Below are 24988 nucleotides of genomic sequence, written 5' to 3'. Positions count from 1 at the left end.
GGCGGTCCCGCTCCCGGCCGTCGTCGGCCTGGTCATCGGCGCCGCCCCAGGGTGCGGCGGGCGTAGGCGAAGGTGACCGCGGCGACCAGCGGCCCCCAGGCGAGCATGGGCAGGTAGCAGAGGGTCATGACCACGGCGGCGAGCCCCTGAGGAGCCTCGGGATCGCTCAACTGGTCGGCCCAGCCGCCGAACAGTGAGCTCGCCCCGATGTAGGTCAGCACGGCCGAGCCGATCGCGGCGGGGACGATCGCGGCGAGCGGTCGGACGGCGCGGCCGCCGATCAGCGGGATCCAGGACGGGACCACCTCGCCCCAGGGCCGGACCAGCCCCACGGTGAGAAAGGCCAGGAACTCGGCCAGTCCGCTCAGCATGACGAGGTACGCGGTGCCCCAGCCGGGGGTGTTGTTCTCGAACACCTCGGCCAGCTCCCCGCTGAAGCCGACCGGGATGCCGACGCCGAGGGCGAGCCGCCAGAGCCCGGACGGCACGGTGGTCCAGACGGTGGCCCTGGCGGCCAGCTCGGCCCAGCGGGGGGTGCCGTCCGGACGGACGGCGCGCTTGCGGGTGGCCCGGGGTGTGGCGGCGGTCGTGCCCGGGGTGCTCGTGCCGGGGCCGACTCCGATGCCTGCGACGGGTGCGGTGGGTGCGGTGGTGGACATGGTGACCGACTCCTTCCCGGCCGGCCCTCGTGGCCGGTCCGACGGGATCAAGACTGGCCGTCGGACCGGGGCTGCCATCAGTGCCGATCGGGCTGTTTTGGCTGCTCGAATCGGGTGCGGAAATGTGCCGATCGGCACAGGCGGAGATCTCCGACGATCCGTAGGCTGCTCGCAGAAAGGAGGCGATGATGAGTCAGATGCTGGCATTGGCCGCCCCGGCGGCGGTTCTCTGCGGGTGGTTCCTGCGTTCCCGGTTCGGGATCGCGGCAGTGTGCTTCGCGGTCGCCGTGGTGTCGATCGGGGCCACGTCCGGCGCCTGGGCCGCCGGCCGCTGGGCCGAGTCGGAGCGCTGGACGGGCCTGGTCGGCATGCTCGAACTCGCCTCCCTGCTGGCGCTGGTGGTCCTGACGCTGCGGGCCGAGGGCGGGCGGCGCGGAGCCGTCGCGGTCTGGACGATCGGCGGCGCGGTCGCGCTCTGGCCGTCCCGGTTCCAGGACGCGTCCGGCGCGGTGGGCGCGCTGACGCTCTTCGGCTTCGGTTCGGTCCTCACGCTGCCGCCCGTCCTGATCGGGCTCTACCTGCGCGGGCTGGACGAGGGCCGGCGGCGCTCGGTGGCTGCGGCGAGGCGCGCCCAGCGACTCGAACTCGCCCACGACCTGCACGACTTCGTCGCCCATGACGTCAGCGGCATGGTCGCCCAGGCGCAGGCGGGCACGGTGCTGGCGGCCATCGACCCGGTGCGGGCCGCGGCTCTCTTCGAGCGGATAGAGCAGGCCGGGTTGCAGGCCCTGGCCTCGCTCGACCGGACGGTCCACCTGCTGCGCAGCGAGGAGGGGGACGGGGACGGCCCGGAGCGTGCCCCGCAGCCCGGCCTGGCCGAACTGGCCGAGCTCACCGAGCGGTTCACGGACTCGGGTGATGTGGTGGTGCGACTGGACGTTCCGGCCGAGGAGCCGGCGGTTCCCCGGGAGGTGGCGGCCACCGCGTACCGGATCGTGGTCGAGGCCCTGACGAATGTGCGTCGGCATGCTCCCGCAGCCCGGGTGGTCGACGTCCGGGTGCGGAGCGAGGCGCGGCGGTTGACGGTACGGGTCCGGGACGACGGCGGTGGGGCTTCGCCGTCGTCCGGGTCGAGGCGGGGCGGGGGCGGCAGCGGATTGGCAGGTCTGGCCGCCCGGGTGGAGGCCTTGGGCGGCACGTTGAGCGCCGGCCGCGAGGGCAACGGTTGGCAGGTGGCGGTCACCATGCCCTTGAAGGTCGGCTAGCGGCCCCGGGCCGGGGGAGGCCCGCACCGCCTCGGGGGCGGGAGCAGCACGGCCGCAATGGCGGAACTGACAGGTGGGACAAGAACGGCAGACGCGGGACAGACGCCCTGCCGGGGAACGGAAGGAGGGTCGGCCGATGAGCATCCGGGTGCTCCTTGCCGACGACGACGAGGCGATCCGCAGCGCGTACCGGATCATCCTCGACGCACAGCCCGACATCGAGGTGGTCGACGAGGCCGCGGACGGTGAGGTCGCGGTCGCCCTGGCCGAGCGGCTGCGTCCGGACGTGATCCTCGCCGATATCCGGATGCCCAGGTTGGACGGTCTGGAGCTGACCCGGCGGCTGGGCGGGGAGTTCCGGGTGGTCGTGGTGACCACCTTCGATCTGGACGAATACGTGCACGAGGCGCTCCGCGCCGGGGCGGCAGGCTTCCTGCTCAAGCGCTCGGGGCCCGCGCTGCTCGCGGAGGCGGTCCGGTCCGCGGTGGCGGGGGACGCCTTGATCAGCCCGCAGATCACCGTCCGCCTGCTCCGCCAACTCTCCGGGGGCAGCAGCGGGAGCGGCATCGGAGGAGGCATCGGAAGCGGCAGCACCGGCGGTGCCGCAGGCCATGGGGAGCGGCGCCCCCTGGGCGGACGGATCGCGGAGAGCGAGCGGGTCGGCCCGGTCGAGGAGCTCACCGCGCGGGAGAAGGAGATCGCGAGGCTCGTTGCGGACGGGGCCACCAACGGGGAGATCGCGGAGCAACTGTTCATCAGCGCCGGCACGGTGAAGAACCACCTGGCCTCGGTCCAGCGAAAGCTCGGCGCGCGCAATCGGGTCGGCATCGCCGCCTGGGCCTGGGAGAGCGGAGCCTGATCCACTCCGTCCCGTCGGGGTACCGCCGGGACGGACCCCGGCCCACGGTCGGGCCGTACCCCCGGTCCACACCCGGCAGGTGACCCGACCCACGGCCGGGACGGGCACCCCAACCCACCGCCGAGAGGCGTCCCGGTCCACCACCGAGAGGCACCCCCAACCCACCGCCGAGAGGCGCCCCGGTCCACCGCCGGGAGACGCTCCGGCCTGCGCTCGGCGCGCTTGTGAACGAAGGGTCAAGCGGGCGTTCGCGGGGCCGCCACCCCTGAGGGTGAGCCGCTATAACACGTCAACATGACGCCCGGAAATTTGCCTTCCGCTAGACGAAGTTGATATAGGACTACGGCCCTGACCAGCCGCTTCGCAGATAAATGCGACTGCTTGTGACCATTTGACTTCTTTGCGTTGACAACTCTCGTCATGCTCACCTTCATCACGATTCACAAGGTGGCGGAGATCACAAAGATCGTCTTGAACTGCGTGTCGCAGATCACAAGCCGACGGGCATAGGATGCGCTCGTTCCAGGCTTTGTGAACTGCCTCACATGGGGTGGATCCCGGGAACTGGAACGCCGGGTTCACCACACTGTGACCCGACGGTTCCGATCTGCAGTCAAGGACGACTGGACGGAGGGAGCGGGGGCTATGAATGCCTACGCGCCGATCCTCGTACTCGGTGCCATCGCGGCGGCGTTCGCGGTCGGCTCCGTCGTGATGGCCTCACTGACCGGGCCCAAGCGTTACAACCGGGCCAAGTTGGAGGCGTACGAGTGCGGCATCGAGCCGACCCCGCAGCCCGTGGGCGGCGGTCGGTTCCCGATCAAGTACTACCTGACGGCGATGCTCTTCATCGTCTTCGACATCGAGATCGTCTTTCTCTATCCGTGGGCGGTGAGTTTCGACGCCCTGGGGATCTTCGGACTGGTCGAGATGCTCCTGTTCATCGCCACTGTCTTCGTCGCGTACGCCTACGTCTGGCGTCGCGGCGGCCTGGAGTGGGACTGAGTCGGGGGAGGGGCCGGGCACCGGGCGTCCGTCGGACCTTGTGAACGGGCGGACAAGCCCGGGCGAGCGGACCGGCCCGAACGAGCGGACAGGCCCGAACGGGTGGGCGAACCACAGGACTTGAGGGCATTGAGAGGGATCTGATGGGAATCGAGGAGAAGCTGCCGAGCGGCTTTCTGCTCACGACCGTGGAGACAGCGGCCGGCTGGGTACGTAAGGCATCGCTCTTCCCGGCCACCTTCGGGCTGGCCTGCTGCGCGATCGAGATGATGACCACCGGCGCGGGTCGCTACGACCTGGCGCGCTTCGGCATGGAGGTGTTCCGGGGCTCGCCCCGGCAGGCCGATCTGATGATCGTGGCGGGCCGGGTGAGCCAGAAGATGGCCCCGGTGCTGCGCCAGGTCTACGACCAGATGGCCAACCCCAAGTGGGTCATCTCGATGGGCGTCTGCGCCTCCTCGGGCGGGATGTTCAACAACTACGCGATCGTGCAGGGCGTCGACCACATCGTCCCGGTGGACATCTACCTGCCCGGCTGTCCGCCGCGTCCGGAGATGCTGATGGACGCGATCCTGAAGCTGCACGACAAGATCCAGCACGAGCCGCTCGGCGTGAACAAGCGCCGTGCCGAGGAGCTGGGCGAGGCGCTCGCGCTGCAGGCCACCCCGGTGAGCGAGATGCGGGGGCTGCTGCGATGAACGACCAGGTACCCGAGACCCGCCGCGAGCAGCCGCGCCGCGAGATCCCGGTCGAGGTGGTCGACCGCCGGCAGGGCATGTTCGGTGCCCAGGGCAGCGGCGACACCTCCGGCTTCGGCGGCCTGGTCGCCCCGGTCGTCCTGCCGGGCGCCAGCGAGCGCCCGTACGGCGGCTGGTTCGACGAGGTCGCCGACGAGTTGGAGGGCGCCCTGGAGGAGCAGGGCCTCGACCCGGCCGAGGTGATCGAGAAGACCGTCGTCGACCGCGCCGAGCTCACCTTCCGGATCGCCCGCGAGCACCTCCTCCGCACCGCGCGCACCCTGCGCGACGACCCGGCGCTGCGGTTCGAGCTCTGCCTCGGTGTGAGCGGCGTGCACTACCCGGGTGACAAGGGCCGCGAACTGCACGCGGTCTACCACCTGCGCTCGATCACCCACGGCCGGTTGATCCGGCTGGAGGTCACCGCGCCGGACGCGGATCCGCGCATCCCGTCCGTGGTGAGCGTCTATCCCACCAACGACTGGCACGAGCGCGAGGCCTACGACTTCTTCGGCCTGGTCTTCGAGGGGCACCCGGCCCTCACCCGGATCATGATGCCGGACGACTGGCTGGGACACCCGCAGCGCAAGGACTACCCGCTCGGCGGCATCCCCGTCGAGTACAAGGGCGCCCAGATCCCGGCGCCCGACCAGCGGAGGTCGTACAGCTGATGAACACCCAGCACTACGAGGAGACGAACCAGGGCGGCACGGCCGAGGCGGGCGCCCGGGAAACCACCGAGGGCCGGGTCTTCACGGTCACCGGCGGCGACTGGGGCGAGGTGGTCGACGCCGTCGCCCGGGCCGACGACGAGCGCATCATCGTCAACATGGGCCCCCAGCACCCCTCCACCCACGGGGTGTTGCGGCTGATCCTGGAGATCGACGGCGAGACGGTGACGGAGGCCCGCTGCGGCATCGGCTACCTCCACACCGGCATCGAGAAGAACATGGAGTTCCGCAGCTGGGTCCAGGGCACCACCTTCGTGACCCGCATGGACTACCTGACCCCGCTGTTCAACGAGACCGCCTACTGCCTGGCGGTCGAGAAGCTGCTCGGCATCACCGACGACATCCCGGAGCGGGCCGACGTCATCCGGGTGCTGATGATGGAGCTCAACCGGATCTCCTCCCACCTGGTCTGCCTGGCCACCGGTGGCATGGAGATCGGCTCCACCACCCTGATGATCTACGGCTTCCGCGACCGCGAGCTGATCCTGGACGTCTTCGAGCTGGTCACCGGTCTGCGGATGAACCACGCCTACGTCCGCCCGGGAGGCCTCGCCCAGGACCTCCCGCCCGGCGCGGTCGACCAGATCCGCGAGGCCGTGAAGACCATCCGCTCCCGGATGCACGAGTACGACAAACTCGCCACCGGCAACCCGGTGTTCAAGGCCCGCCTGGTCGACGTCGGCTTCCTCGACCTGCCCGGCTGCCTCGCCCTCGGCGCCACCGGTCCCATCCTGCGCGCCACCGGCCTGCCGCACGACCTGCGCAAGACCGACCCGTACTGCGGCTACGAGAACTACGACTTCGAGGTCGCGGTCGCGGACGGCGCCGACTCCTACGGCCGCTTCCTGATCCGGCTGGAGGAGATGAAGCAGTCCCTGCGGATCGTCGAGCAGTGCCTGGACCGGCTGCGCCCCGGTCCGGTCATGGTGGCGGACAAGAAGATCGCCTGGCCGGCCCAACTCGCGGTCGGCCCGGACGGCATGGGCAACTCCCTCGACCACATCCGGAAGATCATGGGCACCTCGATGGAGGCCCTGATCCACCACTTCAAGCTGGTCACCGAGGGCTTCCGGGTCCCGGTCGGCCAGGCCTACGCGGCGGTCGAGTCGCCCAAGGGCGAGCTGGGCGTGCACGTGGTCAGTGACGGCGGGACCCGCCCGTACCGGGTCCACTTCCGGGACCCGTCGTTCACGAATCTGCAGACGATGGCGGCGATGTGCGAGGGCGGCCAGGTGGCCGACGTCATCGTCTCGGTGGCCGGGATCGACCCGGTGATGGGAGGCGTGGACCGGTGACAGACGTCCAACTGGGGATGCCGGCGCTGCCGGCCAGGCCGTACCCCGAGGAGGTGCACGCCCGGCTGGCCGCCGACGCCGCGGAGCTGATCGGCCGCTACCCGGTGGCCCGGTCCGCGCTGCTGCCGCTGCTGCACCTGGTGCAGGCCGAGGAGGGCTTCGTCAGCGCGACCGGCATCCGGTTCTGCGCCGAGCAACTGGACCTCACCACCGCCGAGGTCACCGCCGTCGCCACGTTCTACACCATGTACCGGCGCCGGCCCGCGGGCGAGTACCACGTCGGGGTCTGCACCAACACCCTGTGCGCGGTGCTCGGCGGCGACCAGATCTTCGCCGAGCTCCAGGAGCACCTCGGGATCGCGAACAACGAGACCACCGAGGACGGCCGGATCTCGATCGAGCACATCGAGTGCAACGCCGCCTGCGACTACGCGCCGGTGGTGATGGTCAACTGGGAGTTCTTCGACAACCAGACGCCGGAGAGCGCCAAGCTGCTGGTCGACGACCTGCGCGCGGGCCGCGAGGCCGTCCCCACCCGTGGCGCCCGGCTCTGCTCCTTCAAGGAGTCCGCCCGGATCCTGGCCGGCTTCCCCGACGAGCGCCCCGGCGCCGTCGACGAGTCGGGCGCGGGCGGCGCCGCCTCGCTGGCCGGTCTGCGGCTGGCCCGCGGCGAGGCCCTGCCCGGCACCGGCGGCACCCGCGTCGTCTCCCCCCGCCACGAGGGCGCACGCCACGAGGGCGGGTCCGCCGAGGGCACCGGCCAGGAAGGGACCGAAGCGTGATGACCTCCGCCGAGCCGGCCGAGAAGCTGCTCACCCCCGTGCTGTCGGCGTTCTGGGACGACAACCGCCCCTGGACGCTCGCCACCTACCGCCGCCACGCCGGCTACGAGGGCCTCAAGGCCGCCCTCGCGATGCCCCCGGACGACGTGATCGCCCTGGTCAAGGACTCCGGTCTGCGCGGCCGCGGCGGCGCAGGCTTCCCCACCGGCCTGAAATGGCAGTTCATCCCGCAGAACGACGGCAAGCCGCACTACCTGGTGGTCAACGCGGACGAGTCCGAGCCGGGCACCTGCAAGGACATCCCGCTGCTGTTCGCCAACCCGCACTCGCTGATCGAGGGCATGATCATCGCGTCCTACGCGATCCGCTGCGACCACGCCTTCATCTATCTGCGCGGCGAGGTCGTCCCGGTGCTGCGCCGGCTCCAGGCCGCCGTCGCCGAGGCCTACGAGGCCGGGCTGCTCGGCCGGAACATCCTCGGCTCCGGACTCCACCTGGACATCACCGTGCACGCCGGCGCCGGCGCCTACATCTGCGGCGAGGAGACGGCGCTGCTGGACTCGCTGGAGGGACGCCGGGGCCAGCCCAGGCTGCGCCCGCCGTTCCCGGCCATCGCCGGCCTCTACGCCTGCCCGACCGTGGTGAACAACGTCGAGTCGATCGCCTCGGTGCCGCCGATCCTGGCCCGCGGCAAGGAGTGGTTCAAGAGCCTGGGCACCGAGAAGTCCCCCGGCTTCACGCTCTACTCGCTCTCCGGCCACGTCACCAACCCCGGCCAGTACGAGGCCCCGCTCGGCATCACCCTGCGCCAGCTGCTCGACATCAGCGGAGGCGTCCGGGCCGGCCACCAGCTCAAGTTCTGGACCCCGGGCGGCTCCTCCACCCCGATGTTCACCGCCGAGCACCTCGATGTCCCGCTGGACTACGAGGGCGTCGGCGCGGCCGGCTCGATGCTCGGCACCAAGGCCCTGCAGATCTTCGACGAGACGACCTGCGTGGTCCGCGCGGTCACCCGCTGGACCGAGTTCTACGCCCACGAGTCCTGCGGCAAGTGCACCCCCTGCCGCGAGGGCACCTACTGGCTGGTCCAGCTGCTCAAGCGGATCGAGGCCGGCCAGGGCGTCGAGGGCGACCTGGAGAAGCTCCTCGACATCGCCGACAACATCAACGGCAAGTCCTTCTGCGCCCTGGGCGACGGCGCGGCCAGCCCGATCGTCTCCTCGCTCCAGTACTTCCGGGCCGAGTACGAGCAGCACCTCGCCGAGCGCCGCTGCCCGTTCGACCCGGCCGCCTCCACCGTCTGGGCCGACGGCCCCCGCCCCGGCCACCAGTCCGCCACCGAAAGGGAGGTGCACGCGTGACGATCACAGAGCCATCCACCTCCATGGGCGACAAGGCCGCGGTCGAGCTGGTCACGCTCACCATCGACGGCGTCGAAGTGCAGGTCCCCAAGGGGACCCTGGTGATCAGGGCCGCCGAGCAGATCGGCACCCAGATCCCGCGCTTCTGCGACCACCCGCTGCTCGACCCGGCCGGCGCCTGCCGGCAGTGCATCGTCGAGATCGAGGGCCAGCGCAAGCCGGTCGCCTCCTGCACCATCCCGGTCGCCGAGGGCATGGTGGTGCGCACCCAACTCAGCTCGCCGGTCGCGGAGAAGGCCCAGCGCGGCGTGATGGAGCTGCTGCTGATCAACCACCCGCTGGACTGCCCGGTCTGCGACAAGGGCGGCGAGTGCCCGCTGCAGAACCAGGCGATGTCCACCGGTGACACGGACTCCCGCTTCGAGGGGATGAAGCGCACCTACGAGAAGCCGGTGCCGATCAGCAGCCAGGTGCTGCTGGACCGCGAGCGCTGCGTGCTCTGCGCCCGCTGCACCCGGTTCTCCCAGCAGATCGCCGGGGACCCGTTCATCGACCTGGTCGAGCGCGGAGCCCTCCAGCAGGTCGGCACCGGCGAGGGCGACGACTTCGAGTCGTACTTCTCCGGCAACACCATCCAGATCTGCCCGGTCGGCGCCCTCACCTCGGCGGCCTACCGTTTCCGCTCCCGCCCGTTCGACCTGACCTCCTCGCCGAGCGTCTGCGAGCACTGCTCCTCCGGCTGCGCCCAGCGCACCGACCACCGCCGCGGCAAGGTGCTGCGCCGGCTGGCCGGCGAGGACCCGGCGGTCAACGAGGAGTGGAACTGCGACAAGGGCCGGTTCGCCTTCCGCTACGCCCAGCAGCGGGACCGGATCACCACCCCGCTGGTCCGGCTGGACGGCGAACTCGTCGCCGCCTCCTGGCCGGAGGCGCTGGCCCGGGCCGCCGAGGGGCTGCGCGGGACCCGCGCCGGAGTGCTCACCGGCGGCCGGGTCACGGTCGAGGACGCCTACGCGTACGCCAAGTTCGCCCGGGTGGTGCTCGGCACCAACGACGTGGACTTCAGGGCCCGCCCGCACAGCGGCGAGGAGGCGGACTTCCTGGCCGCCGCCGTGGCCGGCCAGGGCGTCGACATCGGCGGCAGCCCCTTCGGCTACGAGGAGCTGGAGGCCGCCCCGGCGGTCCTGCTGCTGGCCCTGGAGCCCGAGGAGGAGTCGCCGATCGTCTTCCTGCGGCTGCGCAAGGCCAACCGGAGCCACGGCCTCACGGTCTTCTCGATCGCCCCGCACGCCTCCCGGGGCCTGGCCAAGCTGCACGGTTCGCTGCTGCCGGCCGCCCCCGGAACCGAGGCCGAGTGGCTGGCCGCGCTCGCCGCCGACGAGCCGCTCAACGACGACGCCGGCCGCGCCGCCGAGCTGCTCCGCACCCCCGGTGCGGTGATCCTGGTCGGCGAGCGGGCGGCCGCCGCCCCCGGCGCGCTCACCGCCGCACTGCGGCTGTCGCACGCCACCGGCGCCCGGCTGGCCTGGATCCCCCGCCGGGCCGGCGAACGCGGCGCGGTCGAGGCCGGCGCGCTGCCCGGCCTGCTGCCCGGCGGCCGTCCGGTCGCCGCCCCGGCCGCCCGGGCCGAGACCGCCGCCGTCTGGGGCGTTCCCGAGATCCCGGGCCGGCCCGGTCGGGACACCGAGGAGATCTTCGACGCGGCCTTCGGCGGCGAACTCGGCGCGCTGCTGGTCGGCGGCCTCGACCCGGAGGACCTCGCCGACCCGGCGCGGGCCGAGCAGGCGCTGGCCGCAGTCCCGTTCGTGGTGTCGCTGGAGCTGCGCCCGTCCGCCGTCACGGCCCACGCCGACGTGGTGCTGCCGGTGGCCGCGGTCGCCGAGAAGGCCGGCACCTTCCTGGACTGGGAGGGCCGGGTGCGGATGTTCGAGGCCGCGCTCAAGCCGGACCAGCAGATGGGCCGCCACCTGCACCCGGACCTGCGGGTGCTGAACATGCTCGCGGACGCCCTGGGCCACCGGCTCGGCCTGCCCGACGTCCGCGCCGCCCGGCAGGAGCTGGACCGGTTCCTGCCCTGGACGGGCGACCGTCCGGCCGCGCCGGCCGCCCACCCCGGCCTGCTGCCCCGCCCGGCCACCGGCCAGGCGGTCCTGGCCGGCTGGCGGCTGCTGCTCGACCGGGGCTCGCTCCAGCAGGGCGACCCGCACCTGGCCGGCACCCGGCACCCTGCGGTCGCCCGGGTCTCGCCGACCACCGCGGCGGAGATCGGCGCCGCGACCGCGCCCGCGCTGCGGCTGACCGGCCCGGCCGGCTCGCTCACCCTGCCGCTGGAGATCTCCAAGGAGATGCCGGACCGCACGGTCTGGATCCCGCTCAACTCCACTCCGGGCGGCGCCTACCGGACGCTCGGCACCACCATCGGCCACCTGGTCACCATCGCCGCCGCCGAGGCCACCGCGCCGGCCGGTACGGCCGGGCCCGAGGAGGAGGAGAAGTGACCCCGAACCCGCACCCGCTCGCCGGACACGGCCCGGCCGCTCTGGCCGAGCTCGCCGCGAACGAGACGCTCGGCTTCTTCGGCCGGGATCCGTGGTGGCTGGTCCTGCTGAAGGCGGTGTTCTGCTTCGGCTTCCTGGTCGGCACGGTCCTCGTGGCGATCGTCTGGGAGCGCAAGGTGGTGGCCTGGATGCAGCTGCGCATCGGGCCCAACCGGCACGGCCCGTGGGGCCTGCTGCAGTCGCTCGCCGACGGCGTGAAGCTGGCGCTCAAGGAAGACCTGGTGGTCACGGGCGCCGACAAGGTGGTCTACATCCTGGCCCCGATCGTCTGCGCCATCCCGGCGTTCATGGCCTTCGCGGTGATCCCCTTCGGCCCGGCCGGCGACGAGATCTCGATCTTCGGCACCCGGACGCCGATGCAGCTGACCGACTTCCCGGTGGCGCTGCTCTACATCCTGGCCACCGCCTCGGTCGGCATCTACGGCATCGTGCTGGCGGGCTGGTCCTCCGGCTCGACCTACCCGCTGCTCGGCGGGATCCGCTCCTCGGCCCAGATGATCAGCTACGAGATCGCGATGGGCCTGTCCTTCGCGGCGGTCTTCATCTACTCCGGCTCGATGTCCACCTCGGAGATCGTCTCCTCGCAGCAGCCGACCTGGTTCGCGGTACTGCTGCCGGTGTCGTTCATCGTCTACATCGTCGCGATGGTCGGTGAGACCAACCGCGCGCCGTTCGACCTCCCGGAGGCCGAGGGCGAGCTGGTCGGCGGCTTCAACACCGAGTACTCCTCGCTGAAGTTCGCGATGTTCATGCTGGCCGAGTACGTCAACATGGTCACCGTCTCGGCGGTCGCCTCCACCCTGTTCCTGGGCGGGTGGCGGGCCCCGTGGCCGGTCTCCACGTTCTGGGAGGGCGCCAACCACGGCTGGTGGCCGCTGCTCTGGATCACCCTCAAGATCCAGCTGCTGCTGTTCTTCTTCATCTGGCTGCGCGGCACCCTGCCCCGGTTCCGCTACGACCAGTTCATGAAGCTCGGCTGGAAGGTGCTCATCCCGGTCTCGCTGGCCTGGCTGGTGATGGTGGCCAGCGTCCGGGCCCTGCGCAACGAGGGCTACGGCTTCGGCGAGGTGGTGCTGTACGTCGGCGCCCCGGTCGGCGCGCTGCTGCTGCTCGGCCTGCTGCGGGACGTCCTGAAGCGCAAGCCGGAGCCCGGACCCGAGGCGCCGCACGGGGAGTTCGACCCGATGGCCGGCGGCTACCCGGTGCCCCCGCTGCCCGGCCAGCAGCTCCCGCCGGTCCCGCGCCGGCGCAGCCGCGCCCCGAAGCAACTGCAGGACGCCCTCAACGGGGCCGACCATTCCGAAGGGAGCTGAACCGAGATGTCGTCCGACCAGAACGCCCGGAACGACCGACCCGAGCGGGCCGACAAGCCGTCCATCCTCGGACCGGCCGCCGGCTTCGGCGTGACCTTCAAGGCCATGTTCAAGAAGCGGCTCACCGAGCAGTACCCGGAGCAGAAGAAGCCCACCGCCCCGCGCTTCCACGGCCGCCACCAGCTGAACCGGCACCCGGACGGCCTGGAGAAGTGCATCGGCTGCGAGCTGTGCGCCTGGGCCTGCCCGGCCGACGCGATCTACGTCGAGGGCGCGGACAACCGCGAGGACGAGCGCTACTCGCCCGGTGAGCGGTACGGGGCGGTGTACCAGATCAACTACGCCCGCTGCATCCTGTGCGGGCTCTGCATCGAGGCCTGCCCGACCCGCGCGCTCACCATGACCAACGAGTACGAGCTCGCGGACTCCTCCCGCCAGGACCTCATCTTCACCAAGGAGCAGCTGCTGGTCGGCCTCTCCGAGGGCATGGTCGACAGCCCGCACTCGATCTTCCCCGGCGCCGACGAGGGCGCCTACTACCGGGGCGAGATCACCGCGGCGGCGCCGGGCACGGTCCGTCAGGAGCCCACCGACCGGGAGAAGGAGGCCCAGTCGTGAGCGCCGCCACCTCGCTGAACCTCGCGGCCGTGACGGGCGCGACCTCCACCGGTGAGGCCGTCCAGTTCTGGGTGCTCGCGGTGATCGCCGTCGGCGGCGCGCTCGGGACGCTGCTGATGCGCAAGGCGGTGCACAGCGCACTCTGCCTGGCCGCCACCATGCTCGCCCTGGCGGTCTGTTACATGGCCCAGGGCGCGGTGTTCCTGGGTGTGGTGCAGATCGTGGTCTACACCGGCGCGATCATGATGCTCTTCCTGTTCGTGGTGATGCTGGTCGGCGTGACCAGCGCGGACTCGCTGAAGGAGCAGCTGAAGGGCCAGCGGTTCGCCGCCGCGCTCTGCGGCCTCGGCTTCGGCGTGCTGATGGTCGCCGGGATCGCCAACGCCAAGCTGGACACCTTCGCCGGTCTCGGCGAGGCCAATGCCGAGGGCAATGTCCAGGGCCTGGCCCGACTGATCTTCACCAAGTACGTGTGGGCCTTCGAGGTCACCGGGGCGCTGCTGATCACGGCCGCGATCGGGGCCATGGTGCTGACCCACCGCGAGCACGTGAAGGCCCCGAAGACCCAGCGCGAGCTGGCCGCCCAGCGGGTCGCCGACAACATCCAGGTCCCGCCGCTGCCCGCGCCCGGCATCTACGCCCGGCACAACGCGGTGGACATCCCGGCGCTGCTGCCGGACGGCTCGATCGCCGAGGACTCGGTAATGGCGACCCTGCGCGAGCGCGGCCAGATCCGGGACGTCAGCCAGGAGATGCTGGCCCGGATGGCCGAGCTGGAGTCCACCACCGCCGACTGGCTGGGCCGCCCGCCGTCCGAGCGCCCGCCGGTGACCGGTCCGCGCAAGGCCCTGGAGCCGGTGGCCGCCAACCACCCGGCGCCGGCGAACCGCCCGGCGTCCGACCACGACGAGGAGGGGGCGGAGTGAATCCGGTCAACTACCTCTATCTCTCCGCCCTGTTGTTCACCATCGGCGCCTCCGGCGTGCTGATCCGGCGGAACGCGATCGTCCTGTTCATGTGTGTCGAGCTGATGCTGAACGCCTCCAACCTGGCGCTGGTCACCTTCTCCCGGATGCACGGGAACCTCGACGGCCAGATCATCGCGTTCTTCACCATGGTGGTGGCTGCGGCCGAGGTCGTGGTCGGCCTCGCGATCATCGTCTCGATCTTCCGGACCAGGCATTCCGCTTCGGTCGACGACAGCAACCTGATGAAGCTGTAGGCGGAGGACCTCGGTGAACTCTCTCATTCCCCTGCTGGTCGCGGCCCCGCTGGCCGGCGCCGTCCTGCTGCTGCTCGGCGGCCGGGCCTTCGACCGCCTCGGCCACTGGCTGGCCACCGCGCTCGCCGCGCTCTCCTTCGGCTTCGGCCTCGCGCTGTTCTCGGACATGCTGGGCCGGGACGCGGAGGACCGTGCCCTGACCAAGCACCTGTTCAGCTGGATCCCGGTGAACGGCTTCCAGGCCGACATCTCCTTCCGGCTCGACCAGCTCTCGATGACCTTCGTCCTGCTGATCACCGGCGTCGGCACCCTGATCCACCTCTACTCGGTGGGCTACATGGCGCACGACGAGCGCCGGCGCCGCTTCTTCGCCTATCTGAACCTCTTCCTGGCGGCCATGCTGCTGCTGGTGGTGGCCGACAACTACCTGCTGCTGTACTTCGGCTGGGAGGGCGTGGGTCTCGCCTCCTACCTGCTGATCGGCTTCTGGCAGCACAAGCCGAGCGCCGCCACCGCCGCCAAGAAGGCGTTCATCGTCAACCGCGTCGGCGACATGGGCCTGTCCATCGCGATCATGCTGATGTTCGTCGAGTTCGGCTCCTTCGCCTTCGAGCCGGTGTTCGGCGCCGCCGGCAGCGCGAGCGAGGGCAAGCTGACCGCGATCGGCCTGATGCTGCTGCTCGCCGCCTGCGGCAAGTCCGCGCAGGTGCCTCTGCAGTCCTGGCTCGGGGACGCGATGGAGGGCCCGACCCCGGTCTCCGCGCTGATCCACGCGGCCACCATGGTCACCGCCGGCGTCTACCTGATCACCCGCTCCGGGGCGATCTTCAACCTGGCGCCGGACGCCCAGACCGCCGTGGTGGTGGTCGGCGCGGTCACCCTGCTCTTCGGTGCGATCGTCGGTTGCGCCAAGGACGACATCAAGAAGGCGCTGGCCGGCTCGACCATGTCGCAGATCGGCTACATGATCCTCGCGGCCGGGCTCGGCCCGATCGGCTACGCCTTCGCCATCATGCACCTGGTGACCCACGGCTTCTTCAAGGCCGGGCTCTTCCTCGGTGCCGGGTCGGTCATGCACGGCATGAACGACGAGGTGAACATGCGTCACTACGGCGGCCTGCGGAAGTACATGCCGGTCACCTTCGTCACCTTCGGCCTCGGCTACCTGGCCATCATCGGCTTCCCCGGCCTGTCCGGCTTCTTCTCCAAGGACAAGATCATCGAGGCGGCCTTCGCCAAGGGCGGCACCGAGGGCTGGATCCTCGGCCTGTGCACCCTGATCGGCGCCGCCGTCACCGCGTTCTACATGACCCGGGTGATGATCCTGACCTTCTTCGGCGAGAAGCGCTGGCAGCCGGACGCCGAGGGCCACGACCCGCACCCGCACGAGTCGCCGAAGACCATGACCGTCCCGATGATCGTGCTGGCCTTCGGATCGGTCTTCGCCGGCGGGCTGTTCGCCTTCCACGAGTCGTTCCTCACCTGGCTGGAGCCGGTCACCGGGTACGAGGAGGGCAACTCCCCGCTCACCCCGCTGGTGGTCACCCTGCTCACCACCGCCTGCATGCTGGTCGGCGTCGCGCTCTCGTACCTCATGTACGGCCGCTCCGCCGTCCCGGTGGTGCCGCCGTACGGCTCCCCGCTCACCCGGGCCGCCCGCCGGGACCTCCTCCAGGACGACTTCAACCACGCCGTCCTGGTCCGCCCCGGTTCGGCGCTGGCCGCGGCGCTGGTCTACTTCGACAGCCGCGGCCTGGACGGTTTCGTCAACGGCCTGGCGGCCACCATCGGCGGCGTCTCCAGCCGGCTGCGGCGGATCCAGAACGGCTACGTCCGCACGTACGCGCTCTCCATGTTCGGCGGCACGCTGGTGCTGGTCGCCACGACTCTCCTGATGAGGTCCGTCTGATGCACCCGGATTACACACATCGTGGGGAGGCCGAGGCATGAGCGTCCTCCTCACCGCCACCTGCGCCGTCCCGGCGGTCGGTGCGGTGGTCACCGCCGCCCTGCCCGCCGGGTCCACCGAGGCGCGGCGGCGGACCACCAAGATCGTGGCGATGGTCTTCTCCGCCGCCACCCTGGCCCTGGCCGGCGCGGTGGCCGCGCGGTTCGACCCGGACGGCGCCCGCTACCAGCTCACCGAGTCCTACAGCTGGATCCGTTCCTTCGGCATCACCTTCTCGCTCGGGGTGGACGGCATCGGCGCCGTCCTCGCCCTGCTCACCGCCGTCCTGGTCCCGGTCGTGCTGCTCGCCTCCTGGCACGACGCGGACCCGGCCGCCGCGCCCCCGGAGGGGTCGTTCGAGAACAGGCGGCGCACCCAGGCGTTCTTCGCCCTGGTGCTGGCGGTGGAGGCGATGGTGATCGTCTCCTTCTACGCCACCGACGTCTTCCTCTTCTACGTCTTCTTCGAAGCCATGCTGATCCCGATGTACTTCCTCATCGGCGGCTTCGGCGACCGGGCGGGCGGCCCCGAGTCGGCCCGCCAGCGCTCCTACGCGGCGGTCAAGTTCCTGCTCTACAACCTGCTCGGCGGTCTGGTCATGCTGGCCGCCGTGATCGGCCTGTACGTGATCGCGCAGGAGCAGGGCCTCGGCACCTTCGACCTGCAGACGCTCACCGCGGCCGTCGCCGACGGCCGGCTGCAGCTCGGCGGCACCGCGGAGAAGGCGCTGTTCCTCGGCTTCTTCTTCGCCTTCGCGGTCAAGGCACCGCTCTGGCCGCTGCACACCTGGCTGCCGAACGCGATGGGCGAGGCCACCGCGGGCACCGCCGTGCTGATCACCGCCGTGGTGGACAAGGTCGGCACCTTCGCGATGCTCCGCTTCTGCCTCGGGCTGTTCCCGGACGCCTCGAAGACCTTCGCCCCGGCGATCCTGGTCCTCTCCCTGGTCGGGATCGTCTACGGCGCGCTGCTGGCCATCGGCCAGAAGGACATCAAGCGGCTGGTCGCCTACGCCTCGATCTCGCACTTCGGCTTCATCATCATGGGCATCTTCGCGATGACCAGCCAGGGCCAGAGCGGTGCCACCCTCTACATGGTCAACCACGGCATCTCCACCGCCGCGTGGATGCTGGTGGCCGGCTTCCTGATCTCCCGTCGCGGCTCCCGGCTGATCGCCGACTACGGCGGCGTGCAGAAGGTCGCCCCGGTGCTCGCCGGGACCTTCCTGATCGGCGGGTTGGCGACGCTCTCGCTGCCCGGTCTGGCGCCGTTCGTCAGCGAGTTCCTGGTCCTGGTCGGCACCTTCAGCCGGTACCCCGCGGTCGGCATCGTCGCCACCTTCGGCATCGTGCTCGCCGCGCTGTACGCCCTGCTGCTCTACCAGCGCACCATGACCGGCCCGGTCAAGGAGGAGGTGCGCGGCATGCCGGACCTCAAGGTCCGCGAACTCGCCGTGGTCGCCCCGCTGGTGGCGCTGACCGTGCTGCTCGGTGTCTACCCGAAGCCGCTCACCGACCTCGTCAACCCGTCGGTGAACGCCACCCTCTCCCAGGTGCACCAGACCGACCCGGCACCGGCGCACCCGGTGTCCGCCGACCACGGGACCGCCCAGGACGGGACCGCCCGCTCAGGAGGTGAGCACAAGTGAGCAGCACCGGATGGCTCGCCGCCGCCGGCGGCAGCACCCAGAGCATCCCCGCGCCGCACATCGAGTACGGCCAGCTGTCCCCGATGCTGGTGGTGTTCGGCGCCGCTGTGGTCGGCATCCTGCTGGAGGCCTTCCTGCCCCGGCGGCTGCGGCACTGGGCCCAGGTGGTGACCGCCCTGGTCGGCCTGGCCGGCGCCTTCGTCGCCGTCCTGGTGCTCGCCGCGCAGGGCTACGGCACCACCAAGGTCGAGGCGGTCGCGATGGGCGCGGTCGCCCTGGACGGCCCGACGCTGTTCCTCCAGGGTGTGATCCTGCTGGTCGCGGCGGTCGCGGTGCTGACCTACGCCGAGCGCCGGCTGGAGCCGAAGGCCGGCGGCGAGCCGGCCGACGCCTTCGCCGCCCAGGCGGCCGCCACCCCCGGTGGCGAGCACGAGCGCAGCGCGATCCGGGCCGGCTTCACCACCAGTGAGGTCTTCCCGCTCACCATGTTCGCGGTCGGCGGCATGCTGCTGTTCCCCGCCGCCAACGACCTGCTGACCATGTTCGTGGCGCTGGAGGTCTTCTCGCTCCCGCTCTACCTGCTCTGCGCGCTGGCCCGGCGCCGCCGGCTGCTCTCCCAGGAGGCGGCGGTCAAGTACTTCCTGCTCGGTGCCTTCGCCTCGGCCTTCTTCCTGTTCGGCACCGCGCTGCTGTACGGCTACGCGGGCACGGTGCGGCTCGGCGAGATCGCCGAGGTCATCTCCGGGAACGCGCTGCTCACTCCGGCGCTGGTCTCCTCGACCCAGAACGACGCCCTGCTGCTGGTGGGCCTGGCGATGCTGACGGTCGGTCTGCTCTTCAAGGTCGGCGCGGTGCCGTTCCACTCCTGGACCCCGGACGTCTACCAGGGCGCGCCGACCCCGGTCACCGGCTTCATGGCGGCGGCGACCAAGGTGGCCGCGTTCGGCGCGGTGCTGCGGCTGTTCTACGTGGCCTTCCCGGCGCTGCGGCTGGACTGGCGGCCGGTGCTCTGGGGCGTGGCGATCCTCACCATGGTGGTCGGCGCGGTCCTGGCCGTCACCCAGCAGGACGTGAAGCGGCTGCTCGCCTACTCCTCGATCGCGCACGCCGGGTTCATCCTGACCGGTGTGATCGCCAGCAACCGGCAGGGCGTCGGCTCGGTGCTGTTCTACCTGCTGGCGTACTCCTTCGTGACCCTCGGCGCCTTCGCCGTGGTCACCCTGGTGCGCGACTCCAAGGGCGAGGCCACCCACCTGTCCAGCTGGGCCGGCCTCGGCCGGCGCTCCCCGCTGGTCGCGGCGGTGTTCGCGCTCTTCCTGCTGGCCTTCGCTGGCATCCCGCTGACCTCGGGGTTCACCGGCAAGTTCGCGGTCTTCCAGGCCGCGGCGGCGGGCGGTGCCACTCCGCTGGTGATCGTGGGTGTGCTCAGCTCGGCGGTGGCGGCGTTCTTCTACGTCAGGGTCATCGTGCTGATGTTCTTCTCCGACCCGCAGCCGGGCGGCCCGACCGTCGCCGTCCCGAGCGCCTTCACGGCGACCGCGATCGGTATCGGCGTGCTGGTCACGATCGGGCTCGGACTGCTGCCGCAGTACTTCCTCGATCTCGCCTCGAAGGCAGTGTTCTTCGTCGGCTGACCGTCCGCCGACGGCCCGGCCGAACGCCCCGGCGGCGGCCCGGTCCGACCGCTCCGACGACCGTCCGGGTCGCGCCCCGCGCGCGGCCCGGACGCTTCGTTCGGGTATCCCCGCTGGCCAGCGGGGACGCCCCGCGCATGACAGAGCCGCACGCCCGTGCAGTGATCCACTCGTGACCGGATACCCTGCCTGTATGGCCAGCGGCGGCACTCAGGGACCGGGCCGCTAGATCGACCAGGGACAGAGGAGTGGTCTTCGTGACCGTCGTGGGACCCTTTGGGCTCAGCGTGCAGGACCGCGATCTGACCCGTGACGTCCAGGCCGGGATGGACGCGGTGGAGATCGCGCTCGCCGAGGCCGTCAAGAGCGACGTCCCCTTCATCACCGTCACCGCCAGCCATCTGATGGCCGCGGGCGGGAAGCGCTTCCGTCCGCTGCTGGTACTGCTGTCCGCCCAGTTCGGCGACGCCGGTGCGACCGGCGTGATCCCGGCCGCCGTCGTGGTCGAGCTCACCCACCTCGCCACGCTCTACCACGACGACGTCATGGACGAGGCCCCGGTGAGACGCGGCGCCCCCAGCGCCAACTCGCGCTGGGACAACTCGGTCGCCATCCTGACCGGCGACTTCCTCTTCTCCCGTGCCTCCCAGGTGCTGGCCGACCTCGGCCCGGAGGCCGTCCGGCTGCAGGCCGACGCGTTCGAGCGGCTGGTCACCGGCCAGATCCTGGAGACCGCCGGCCCCGGCCCGGACGACGACCCGCTCGACCACTACCTGGGCGTGCTGGCCGGCAAGACCGGTTCGCTGATCGCCGTCTCCTGCCGGATAGGAGCACTGGCCGCCGGCGCCGAGCCGTGGGTGATCGACATCCTCAGCTCCTTCGGCGAGCGGATCGGCATCGCGTTCCAGCTGGCCGACGACGTGCTCGACATCGCCAGCGACGGGCACGAGTCCGGCAAGACCCCCGGCACCGACCTGCGCGAGGGCATCGAGACCCTGCCGACCCTGCTGCTGCGGCAGATGCCGGCCGACCCGTCCGACCCCTCCGACACCCGGCTGCGCGAGCTGCTCCGCCAGGACCTCGCCGACGACGAGCTGCACTCCGAGGCCCTGCGGCTGCTGCGCCGCCACCCGGCGCTGGAGCACGCCCGCCGGGAGACCCTGCGCCACGCCGAGGAGGCCCGCGCGATGCTGGACCCGCTCCCGGACGGGCCGGCCAAGGAGGCGCTCCAGGCGCTCTGCGACTCGGTGGCCATCCGCACCATGTGACGCCTGCGGGCGGGCGGTGCGAATCGCGGTCCGGCGTCCCGGCGGCCACCCGGATGGGGGAGACTGACACCCGTCAGCACCGTGTCCGCAGCTCCGCCCATCCGGAAGGCCGCCATGCTTCGCGTTGTCATCGCCGAGGACTCCGTACTGCTGCGGGAGGGTCTGACCCGGCTGCTCACCGACCGGGGCCTGGAGGTCGTGGCCGGAGTCCCGGACGGTGACGCGCTGATCAGGACCATCCACGAGCTGGCCGCCGAGGACGCGCTGCCCGACGTGGTGGTCTCGGACGTGCGGATGCCCCCCACCCACACCGACGAGGGCCTGCGGGCCTGTGTCACACTCCGTGGCCGCTATCCGCAGCTCGGTGTGCTGGTGCTTTCGCAGTTCGTCGAGGAGCGCTACGCCTCCGAACTGCTGGCCGGATCCACCCGGGGCGTCGGTTACCTGCTGAAGGACCGGGTCGCCGAGGTGCGCGAGTTCGTGGACGCGGTGGTCCGGGTCGCCGAGGGCGGCACCGCACTGGACCCGGAGGTCGTCCAGCAGCTGCTCAGCCGCAGCCGCAAGGGCGATGTGCTGGCCGGGCTGACCCCGCGCGAGCGCGAGGTGCTGGGGCTGATGGCGGAGGGCCGGACCAACACCGCGGTGGCCAAGCAGCTGGTGGTCTCGGAGGGCGCGGTGGAGAAGCACGTCAGCAACATCTTCCTCAAGCTTGGCCTGGAGCAGAGCCGCGGTGACCACCGCCGGGTCCTCGCCGTGCTCACTTATCTGAATTCCTGACCGGCTCGCCGGCGGGCCGCCCGCAGTCTGCATTCGTATTCGAACCAACCTTCCCCGTCCGGGTACGGTTCCGGTCGTCCACGGCGTTGTTTATGGGTGCGGCGGTGATTTTCCGCCGCATCGGGGAGTTCCGTCCAAGGCAATCCTTACCCGCATAGGATGCGAGAGGTGCACCAGGCGGACGGGGCACACGGCTCACGCCCGCGGCTGGTGCCCACGAGGAGGTCCGCGGCAGTGACCAGTCAGGTCGATCAGTCAGAAGCAGTGGACGGCTCGGACGGCGACGAGGGCGGGTCCGGGCCGGGCGGGGGCCGCTCCGGCCCTGCCATGCCGGTCGGTCCGCAGCACCGTGGCGCCAAGCCGATCCGCAGGCTGGACCGGGTGATCATCAGATTCGCCGGTGACTCCGGCGACGGCATGCAGCTCACCGGTGACCGCTTCACCTCGGAGACGGCGTCCTTCGGCAACGACCTCTCCACCCTGCCCAACTTCCCGGCCGAGATCCGCGCTCCCGCCGGAACGCTGCCGGGTGTCTCGTCCTTCCAACTCCACTTCGCCGACCACGACATCCTGACCCCGGGGGACGCGCCCAACGTCCTGGTGGCGATGAACCCCGCGGCCCTCAAGGCCAACCTGCCCGACCTGCCGCGCGGCGCGTCGATCATCGTCAACACCGACGAGTTCACCAAGCGCGCGCTCGCCAAGGTCGGCTACGGCGCGGACCCGCTGGGGGACGGTTCGCTGGAGGGCTACCACCTGCACAAGGTGCCGCTCACCACGCTGACCCTGGAGGCCCTCAAGGAGAGCGGCCTCGCCCGCAAGGACGCCGAGCGCGCGAAGAACATGTTCGCGCTGGGCCTGCTCTCCTGGATGTACCACCGCCCGACCCACGGCACCGAGGCGTTCCTGCGCACCAAGTTCGCCAAGAAGCCGCTGATCGCCGAGGCCAACATCAGCGCCTTCCGGGCGGGCTGGAACTTCGGCGAGACCACCGAGACCTTCGCGGTCTCCTACGAGGTGCCGCCGGCCAAGCTGCCGCCGGGCCGCTACCGCAACATCTCCGGCAATCTGGCGCTGTCCTACGGCCTGATCGCCGCCTCCCGCCGTTCGGGGCTGCCGCTCTACCTGGGCTCCTACCCGATCACCCCGGCCTCGGACATCCTGCACGAGCTGAGCCGGCACAAGAACTTCGGCGTGCGCACCTTCCAGGCCGAGGACGAGATCGCCGGCATCGGCGCGGCCCTGGGCGCGGCCTTCGGCGGCGCGCTCGGCGTGACCACCACCTCCGGCCCGGGCGTGGCCCTGAAGAGCGAGACGATCGGGCTCGCCGTCTCGCTCGAACTCCCGCTGCTGGTGGTGGACATCCAGCGCGGCGGCCCGTCCACCGGTCTGCCGACCAAGACCGAGCAGGCCGACCTGCTGCAGGCGATGTTCGGGCGCAACGGCGAGGCCCCGGTGCCGATCGTGGCCCCGGCCACCCCGGCCGAGTGCTTCGACGCGGCGCTGGAGGCGGCCCGGATCGCGGTCACCTACCGCATCCCGGTCTTCCTGCTCTCGGACGGCTACCTGGCCAACGGGTCGGAGCCCTGGCGGATCCCGGAGGTGGACGAACTGCCCGCCATCGAGCCGGACTTCGCCACCGGGCCGAACCGCGAGGACGGCGCCTTCTGGCCGTACCTGCGCGATCCGCAGACGCTCGCCCGCCCGTGGGCGGTGCCCGGCACGCCCGGTCTGGAGCACCGGATCGGCGGCATCGAGAAGCAGGACGGCACCGGCAACATCTCCTACGACCCGGCCAACCACGACTTCATGGTCCGCACCCGGCAGGCCAAGGTGGACGGCATCGAGGTACCGGACCTGGAGGTCGACGACCCCTCCGGCGAGGCCCGGGTCCTGGTGCTCGGCTGGGGTTCGACCTACGGCCCGATCACCGCGGCGGTCCGCCGGGTCCGGGCGGACGGCGGCGAGGTCGCCCAGACGCACCTGCGCAACCTCAACCCCTTCCCGGCCAACCTCGGCACCGTGCTGCGGAGTTACGACAAGGTCATCGTCCCCGAGATGAACCTCGGCCAGCTGGCGCTGCTGCTGCGCGCCAAGTACCTGGTGGACGCGCAGTCCTACAACCAGGTGCGCGGACTGCCCTTCAAGGCGGCGCAGTTGGCGGATGTGCTGTGGGCGGCGATCGGCAACCTGGACGAGGAGGACAACCGATGAGCGAGAACTTCCCCTCCTTGAAGCTGGTCCCGAAGGCCGAGGCGCCGCAGAGCGCCAAGGAGTTCAAGACCGACCAGGAGGTCCGCTGGTGCCCCGGCTGCGGTGACTACGCGATCCTGGCCGCGGTACAGGCCTTCATGCCGGAGCTGGGGATCAGACGGGAGAACACCGTCTTCGTCTCCGGTATCGGCTGCTCCTCCCGTTTCCCGTACTACATGAACACCTATGGAGTGCACTCGATCCACGGCCGGGCCCCGGCGATCGCCACCGGGCTGGCCTCCTCCCGGCGGGACCTCAGCGTCTGGGTGGTGACCGGCGACGGCGACGCGCTGTCGATCGGCGGCAACCATCTGATCCACGCGCTGCGCCGGAATGTGAATCTGAAGATCCTGCTGTTCAACAACCGTATCTACGGCCTGACCAAGGGGCAGTACTCGCCGACGAGCGAGATCGGCAAGATCACCAAGTCCACCCCGATGGGTTCGCTGGACGCGCCGTTCAACCCGCTCTCGCTGGCCATCGGCGCGGAGGCCACCTTCGTCGCCCGGACCATCGACTCCGACCGCCAGCACCTCCAGTCGGTGCTGCGGGCGGCGGCCGAGCACGAGGGCACGGCGCTGGTCGAGATCTACCAGAACTGCAACATCTTCAACGACGGCGCCTTCGAGGTGCTCAAGGAGCCCGGCACCCGGGACGAGGCGCTGATCCGGCTGGAGCACGGCCGGCCGATCCGGTTCGGGACGGACCTGGCCCGGGGCGTCTTCCGCGGTGCCGACGGCGAACTGACCGTCGATGAGGTCACGGCCGACAACGAGTCGTCGGTCCTGGTCCACGACGCCCACGCGGCCGGCCCCTCGACGGCGTTCGCGCTCTCCCGGATCGCCGACGCGGACACCCTGCACCACACCCCGATCGGGGTGCTGCGCCAGGTCCGACGGCCGGTGTACGACGAACTGATGGCCGACCAGCTGGACACCGCCGTCGCCGACCGGGGCGAGGGCGACCTGGCCGCGCTGCTCGCGGGCGGTGACACCTGGTCGGTCGACTGACCCCGACCGAACGAACGAACGGCGGCGCCCCCGGCCATTCACGGC

At 71.1% G+C, this 24988-nt stretch carries 21 protein-coding genes; 20 read left to right on the top strand and 1 reads right to left on the bottom strand.

The window, feature by feature from the left end; all coding sequences use genetic code 11:
- Positions 1-32: 32 nt before the first annotated feature.
- Positions 33-659 carry a hypothetical protein gene (locus tag VR45_RS00200; RefSeq protein ID WP_286163000.1) on the bottom strand — a complete coding sequence of 209 codons (627 nt, stop codon included), beginning with the start codon at positions 657-659 and terminating at the stop codon, positions 33-35.
- A gap of 188 nt (positions 660-847) precedes the next feature.
- Here VR45_RS00200 and VR45_RS00195 point away from each other — a divergent pair, with 188 nt between their 5' ends.
- From VR45_RS00195 to VR45_RS00100, 20 genes are all read left to right on the top strand, one after another.
- Positions 848-1924 carry an ATP-binding protein gene (locus VR45_RS00195; RefSeq protein WP_052708701.1) on the top strand — a complete coding sequence of 359 codons (1077 nt, stop codon included), beginning with the start codon at positions 848-850 and terminating at the stop codon, positions 1922-1924.
- 136 nt (positions 1925-2060) lie between these two features.
- On the top strand, positions 2061-2783 hold the full coding sequence (locus tag VR45_RS00190) for a response regulator transcription factor (protein ID WP_045937605.1): 723 nt from the start codon (positions 2061-2063) through the stop codon (positions 2781-2783).
- A 645-nt stretch (positions 2784-3428) separates the two neighbouring features.
- Positions 3429-3788: an NADH-quinone oxidoreductase subunit A gene (locus VR45_RS00185; RefSeq protein ID WP_014137597.1), complete on the top strand. Its 360-nt coding sequence runs from the start codon at positions 3429-3431 to the stop codon at positions 3786-3788.
- Between the two features lie 143 nt (positions 3789-3931).
- Positions 3932-4486 carry an NADH-quinone oxidoreductase subunit B gene (locus tag VR45_RS00180; RefSeq protein ID WP_030300882.1) on the top strand — a complete coding sequence of 185 codons (555 nt, stop codon included), beginning with the start codon at positions 3932-3934 and terminating at the stop codon, positions 4484-4486.
- A complete protein-coding gene (locus VR45_RS00175; protein ID WP_045937604.1) occupies positions 4483-5196 on the top strand; it encodes an NADH-quinone oxidoreductase subunit C in 714 nt (237 codons plus the stop codon). Before VR45_RS00180 ends, VR45_RS00175 begins: the two co-directional genes overlap by 4 nt.
- On the top strand, positions 5196-6551 hold the full coding sequence (locus tag VR45_RS00170; RefSeq protein ID WP_045937603.1) for an NADH-quinone oxidoreductase subunit D: 1356 nt from the start codon (positions 5196-5198) through the stop codon (positions 6549-6551). The genes VR45_RS00175 and VR45_RS00170 overlap by 1 nt, the downstream gene beginning before the upstream one ends.
- Before the next feature lie 17 nt (positions 6552-6568).
- Positions 6569-7333, top strand: a complete 765-nt coding sequence (gene nuoE / locus VR45_RS00165; RefSeq protein WP_045937602.1) for an NADH-quinone oxidoreductase subunit NuoE — start codon at positions 6569-6571, stop codon at positions 7331-7333.
- Positions 7333-8694: an NADH-quinone oxidoreductase subunit NuoF gene (gene nuoF, locus VR45_RS00160; RefSeq protein WP_045937601.1), complete on the top strand. Its 1362-nt coding sequence runs from the start codon at positions 7333-7335 to the stop codon at positions 8692-8694. The genes nuoE and nuoF overlap by 1 nt, the downstream gene beginning before the upstream one ends.
- Before the next feature lie 23 nt (positions 8695-8717).
- Positions 8718-11192 (top strand): NADH-quinone oxidoreductase subunit G, encoded by a 2475-nt coding sequence (locus tag VR45_RS00155; protein ID WP_107084064.1) that lies wholly within the window; start codon positions 8718-8720, stop codon positions 11190-11192.
- Between the two features lie 41 nt (positions 11193-11233).
- Complete coding sequence (nuoH, locus tag VR45_RS00150; protein ID WP_045937651.1) at positions 11234-12565, top strand: NADH-quinone oxidoreductase subunit NuoH; 1332 nt, start codon at positions 11234-11236, stop codon at positions 12563-12565.
- A gap of 6 nt (positions 12566-12571) precedes the next feature.
- Positions 12572-13183 (top strand): NADH-quinone oxidoreductase subunit NuoI, encoded by a 612-nt coding sequence (gene nuoI, locus VR45_RS00145; RefSeq protein ID WP_063772381.1) that lies wholly within the window; start codon positions 12572-12574, stop codon positions 13181-13183.
- Between the two features lie 14 nt (positions 13184-13197).
- Positions 13198-14109 (top strand): NADH-quinone oxidoreductase subunit J, encoded by a 912-nt coding sequence (locus VR45_RS00140; protein ID WP_078896105.1) that lies wholly within the window; start codon positions 13198-13200, stop codon positions 14107-14109.
- The gene (gene nuoK / locus VR45_RS00135) at positions 14106-14405 is read left to right on the top strand and encodes an NADH-quinone oxidoreductase subunit NuoK (RefSeq protein ID WP_030300898.1); all 300 of its coding nucleotides are present in this window, start codon (positions 14106-14108) and stop codon (positions 14403-14405) included. The genes VR45_RS00140 and nuoK overlap by 4 nt, the downstream gene beginning before the upstream one ends.
- Positions 14406-14418: 13 nt before the next feature.
- On the top strand, positions 14419-16314 hold the full coding sequence (nuoL, locus tag VR45_RS00130; protein ID WP_045937599.1) for an NADH-quinone oxidoreductase subunit L: 1896 nt from the start codon (positions 14419-14421) through the stop codon (positions 16312-16314).
- A 37-nt stretch (positions 16315-16351) separates the two neighbouring features.
- Positions 16352-18001, top strand: a complete 1650-nt coding sequence (locus VR45_RS00125; RefSeq protein WP_045937598.1) for an NADH-quinone oxidoreductase subunit M — start codon at positions 16352-16354, stop codon at positions 17999-18001.
- Positions 17998-19635, top strand: a complete 1638-nt coding sequence (gene nuoN, locus VR45_RS00120) for an NADH-quinone oxidoreductase subunit NuoN (protein ID WP_045937597.1) — start codon at positions 17998-18000, stop codon at positions 19633-19635. Before VR45_RS00125 ends, nuoN begins: the two co-directional genes overlap by 4 nt.
- A gap of 257 nt (positions 19636-19892) precedes the next feature.
- Positions 19893-20903, top strand: coding sequence for a polyprenyl synthetase family protein (locus VR45_RS00115; RefSeq protein WP_045937648.1), 1011 nt, complete (start codon positions 19893-19895; stop codon positions 20901-20903).
- A gap of 114 nt (positions 20904-21017) precedes the next feature.
- Positions 21018-21680, top strand: a complete 663-nt coding sequence (locus VR45_RS00110) for a response regulator transcription factor (RefSeq protein ID WP_045937596.1) — start codon at positions 21018-21020, stop codon at positions 21678-21680.
- Between the two features lie 327 nt (positions 21681-22007).
- A complete protein-coding gene (locus VR45_RS00105; protein ID WP_045937647.1) occupies positions 22008-23894 on the top strand; it encodes a 2-oxoacid:acceptor oxidoreductase subunit alpha in 1887 nt (628 codons plus the stop codon).
- Positions 23891-24943, top strand: a complete 1053-nt coding sequence (locus tag VR45_RS00100; protein ID WP_045937595.1) for a 2-oxoacid:ferredoxin oxidoreductase subunit beta — start codon at positions 23891-23893, stop codon at positions 24941-24943. The genes VR45_RS00105 and VR45_RS00100 overlap by 4 nt, the downstream gene beginning before the upstream one ends.
- Positions 24944-24988: the final 45 nt, after the last annotated feature.

Origin of the sequence: Streptomyces sp. NRRL S-495 (assembly GCF_000966955.1) — a bacterium.
Lineage (GTDB): Bacteria > Actinomycetota > Actinomycetes > Streptomycetales > Streptomycetaceae > Kitasatospora > Kitasatospora purpeofusca.
Note: the sequence above shows the minus strand (reverse complement) of the source record. Positions and strands in the feature narration are given on the sequence as shown.

What these genes read in the sequence shown, in the direction of transcription:
- VR45_RS00195 (WP_052708701.1), top strand. Translation starts at nt 848, where the DNA reads ATGAGTCAGATGCTGGCATTGGCCGCCCCGGCGGCGGTTCTCTGCGGG.
- VR45_RS00170 (WP_045937603.1), top strand. Translation starts at nt 5,196, where the DNA reads ATGAACACCCAGCACTACGAGGAGACGAACCAGGGCGGCACGGCCGAG.
- VR45_RS00125 (WP_045937598.1), top strand. Translation starts at nt 16,352, where the DNA reads ATGAGCGTCCTCCTCACCGCCACCTGCGCCGTCCCGGCGGTCGGTGCG.
- VR45_RS00185 (WP_014137597.1), top strand. Translation starts at nt 3,429, where the DNA reads ATGAATGCCTACGCGCCGATCCTCGTACTCGGTGCCATCGCGGCGGCG.
- VR45_RS00105 (WP_045937647.1), top strand. Translation starts at nt 22,008, where the DNA reads ATGCCGGTCGGTCCGCAGCACCGTGGCGCCAAGCCGATCCGCAGGCTG.
- nuoE (WP_045937602.1), top strand. Translation starts at nt 6,569, where the DNA reads ATGCCGGCGCTGCCGGCCAGGCCGTACCCCGAGGAGGTGCACGCCCGG.
- VR45_RS00175 (WP_045937604.1), top strand. Translation starts at nt 4,483, where the DNA reads ATGAACGACCAGGTACCCGAGACCCGCCGCGAGCAGCCGCGCCGCGAG.
- VR45_RS00200 (WP_286163000.1), bottom strand. Translation starts at nt 659, where the DNA reads ATGTCCACCACCGCACCCACCGCACCCGTCGCAGGCATCGGAGTCGGC.
- VR45_RS00190 (WP_045937605.1), top strand. Translation starts at nt 2,061, where the DNA reads ATGAGCATCCGGGTGCTCCTTGCCGACGACGACGAGGCGATCCGCAGC.
- nuoF (WP_045937601.1), top strand. Translation starts at nt 7,333, where the DNA reads ATGACCTCCGCCGAGCCGGCCGAGAAGCTGCTCACCCCCGTGCTGTCG.
- VR45_RS00155 (WP_107084064.1), top strand. Translation starts at nt 8,718, where the DNA reads ATGGGCGACAAGGCCGCGGTCGAGCTGGTCACGCTCACCATCGACGGC.
- VR45_RS00100 (WP_045937595.1), top strand. Translation starts at nt 23,891, where the DNA reads ATGAGCGAGAACTTCCCCTCCTTGAAGCTGGTCCCGAAGGCCGAGGCG.
- VR45_RS00110 (WP_045937596.1), top strand. Translation starts at nt 21,018, where the DNA reads ATGCTTCGCGTTGTCATCGCCGAGGACTCCGTACTGCTGCGGGAGGGT.
- VR45_RS00180 (WP_030300882.1), top strand. Translation starts at nt 3,932, where the DNA reads ATGGGAATCGAGGAGAAGCTGCCGAGCGGCTTTCTGCTCACGACCGTG.
- nuoI (WP_063772381.1), top strand. Translation starts at nt 12,572, where the DNA reads ATGTCGTCCGACCAGAACGCCCGGAACGACCGACCCGAGCGGGCCGAC.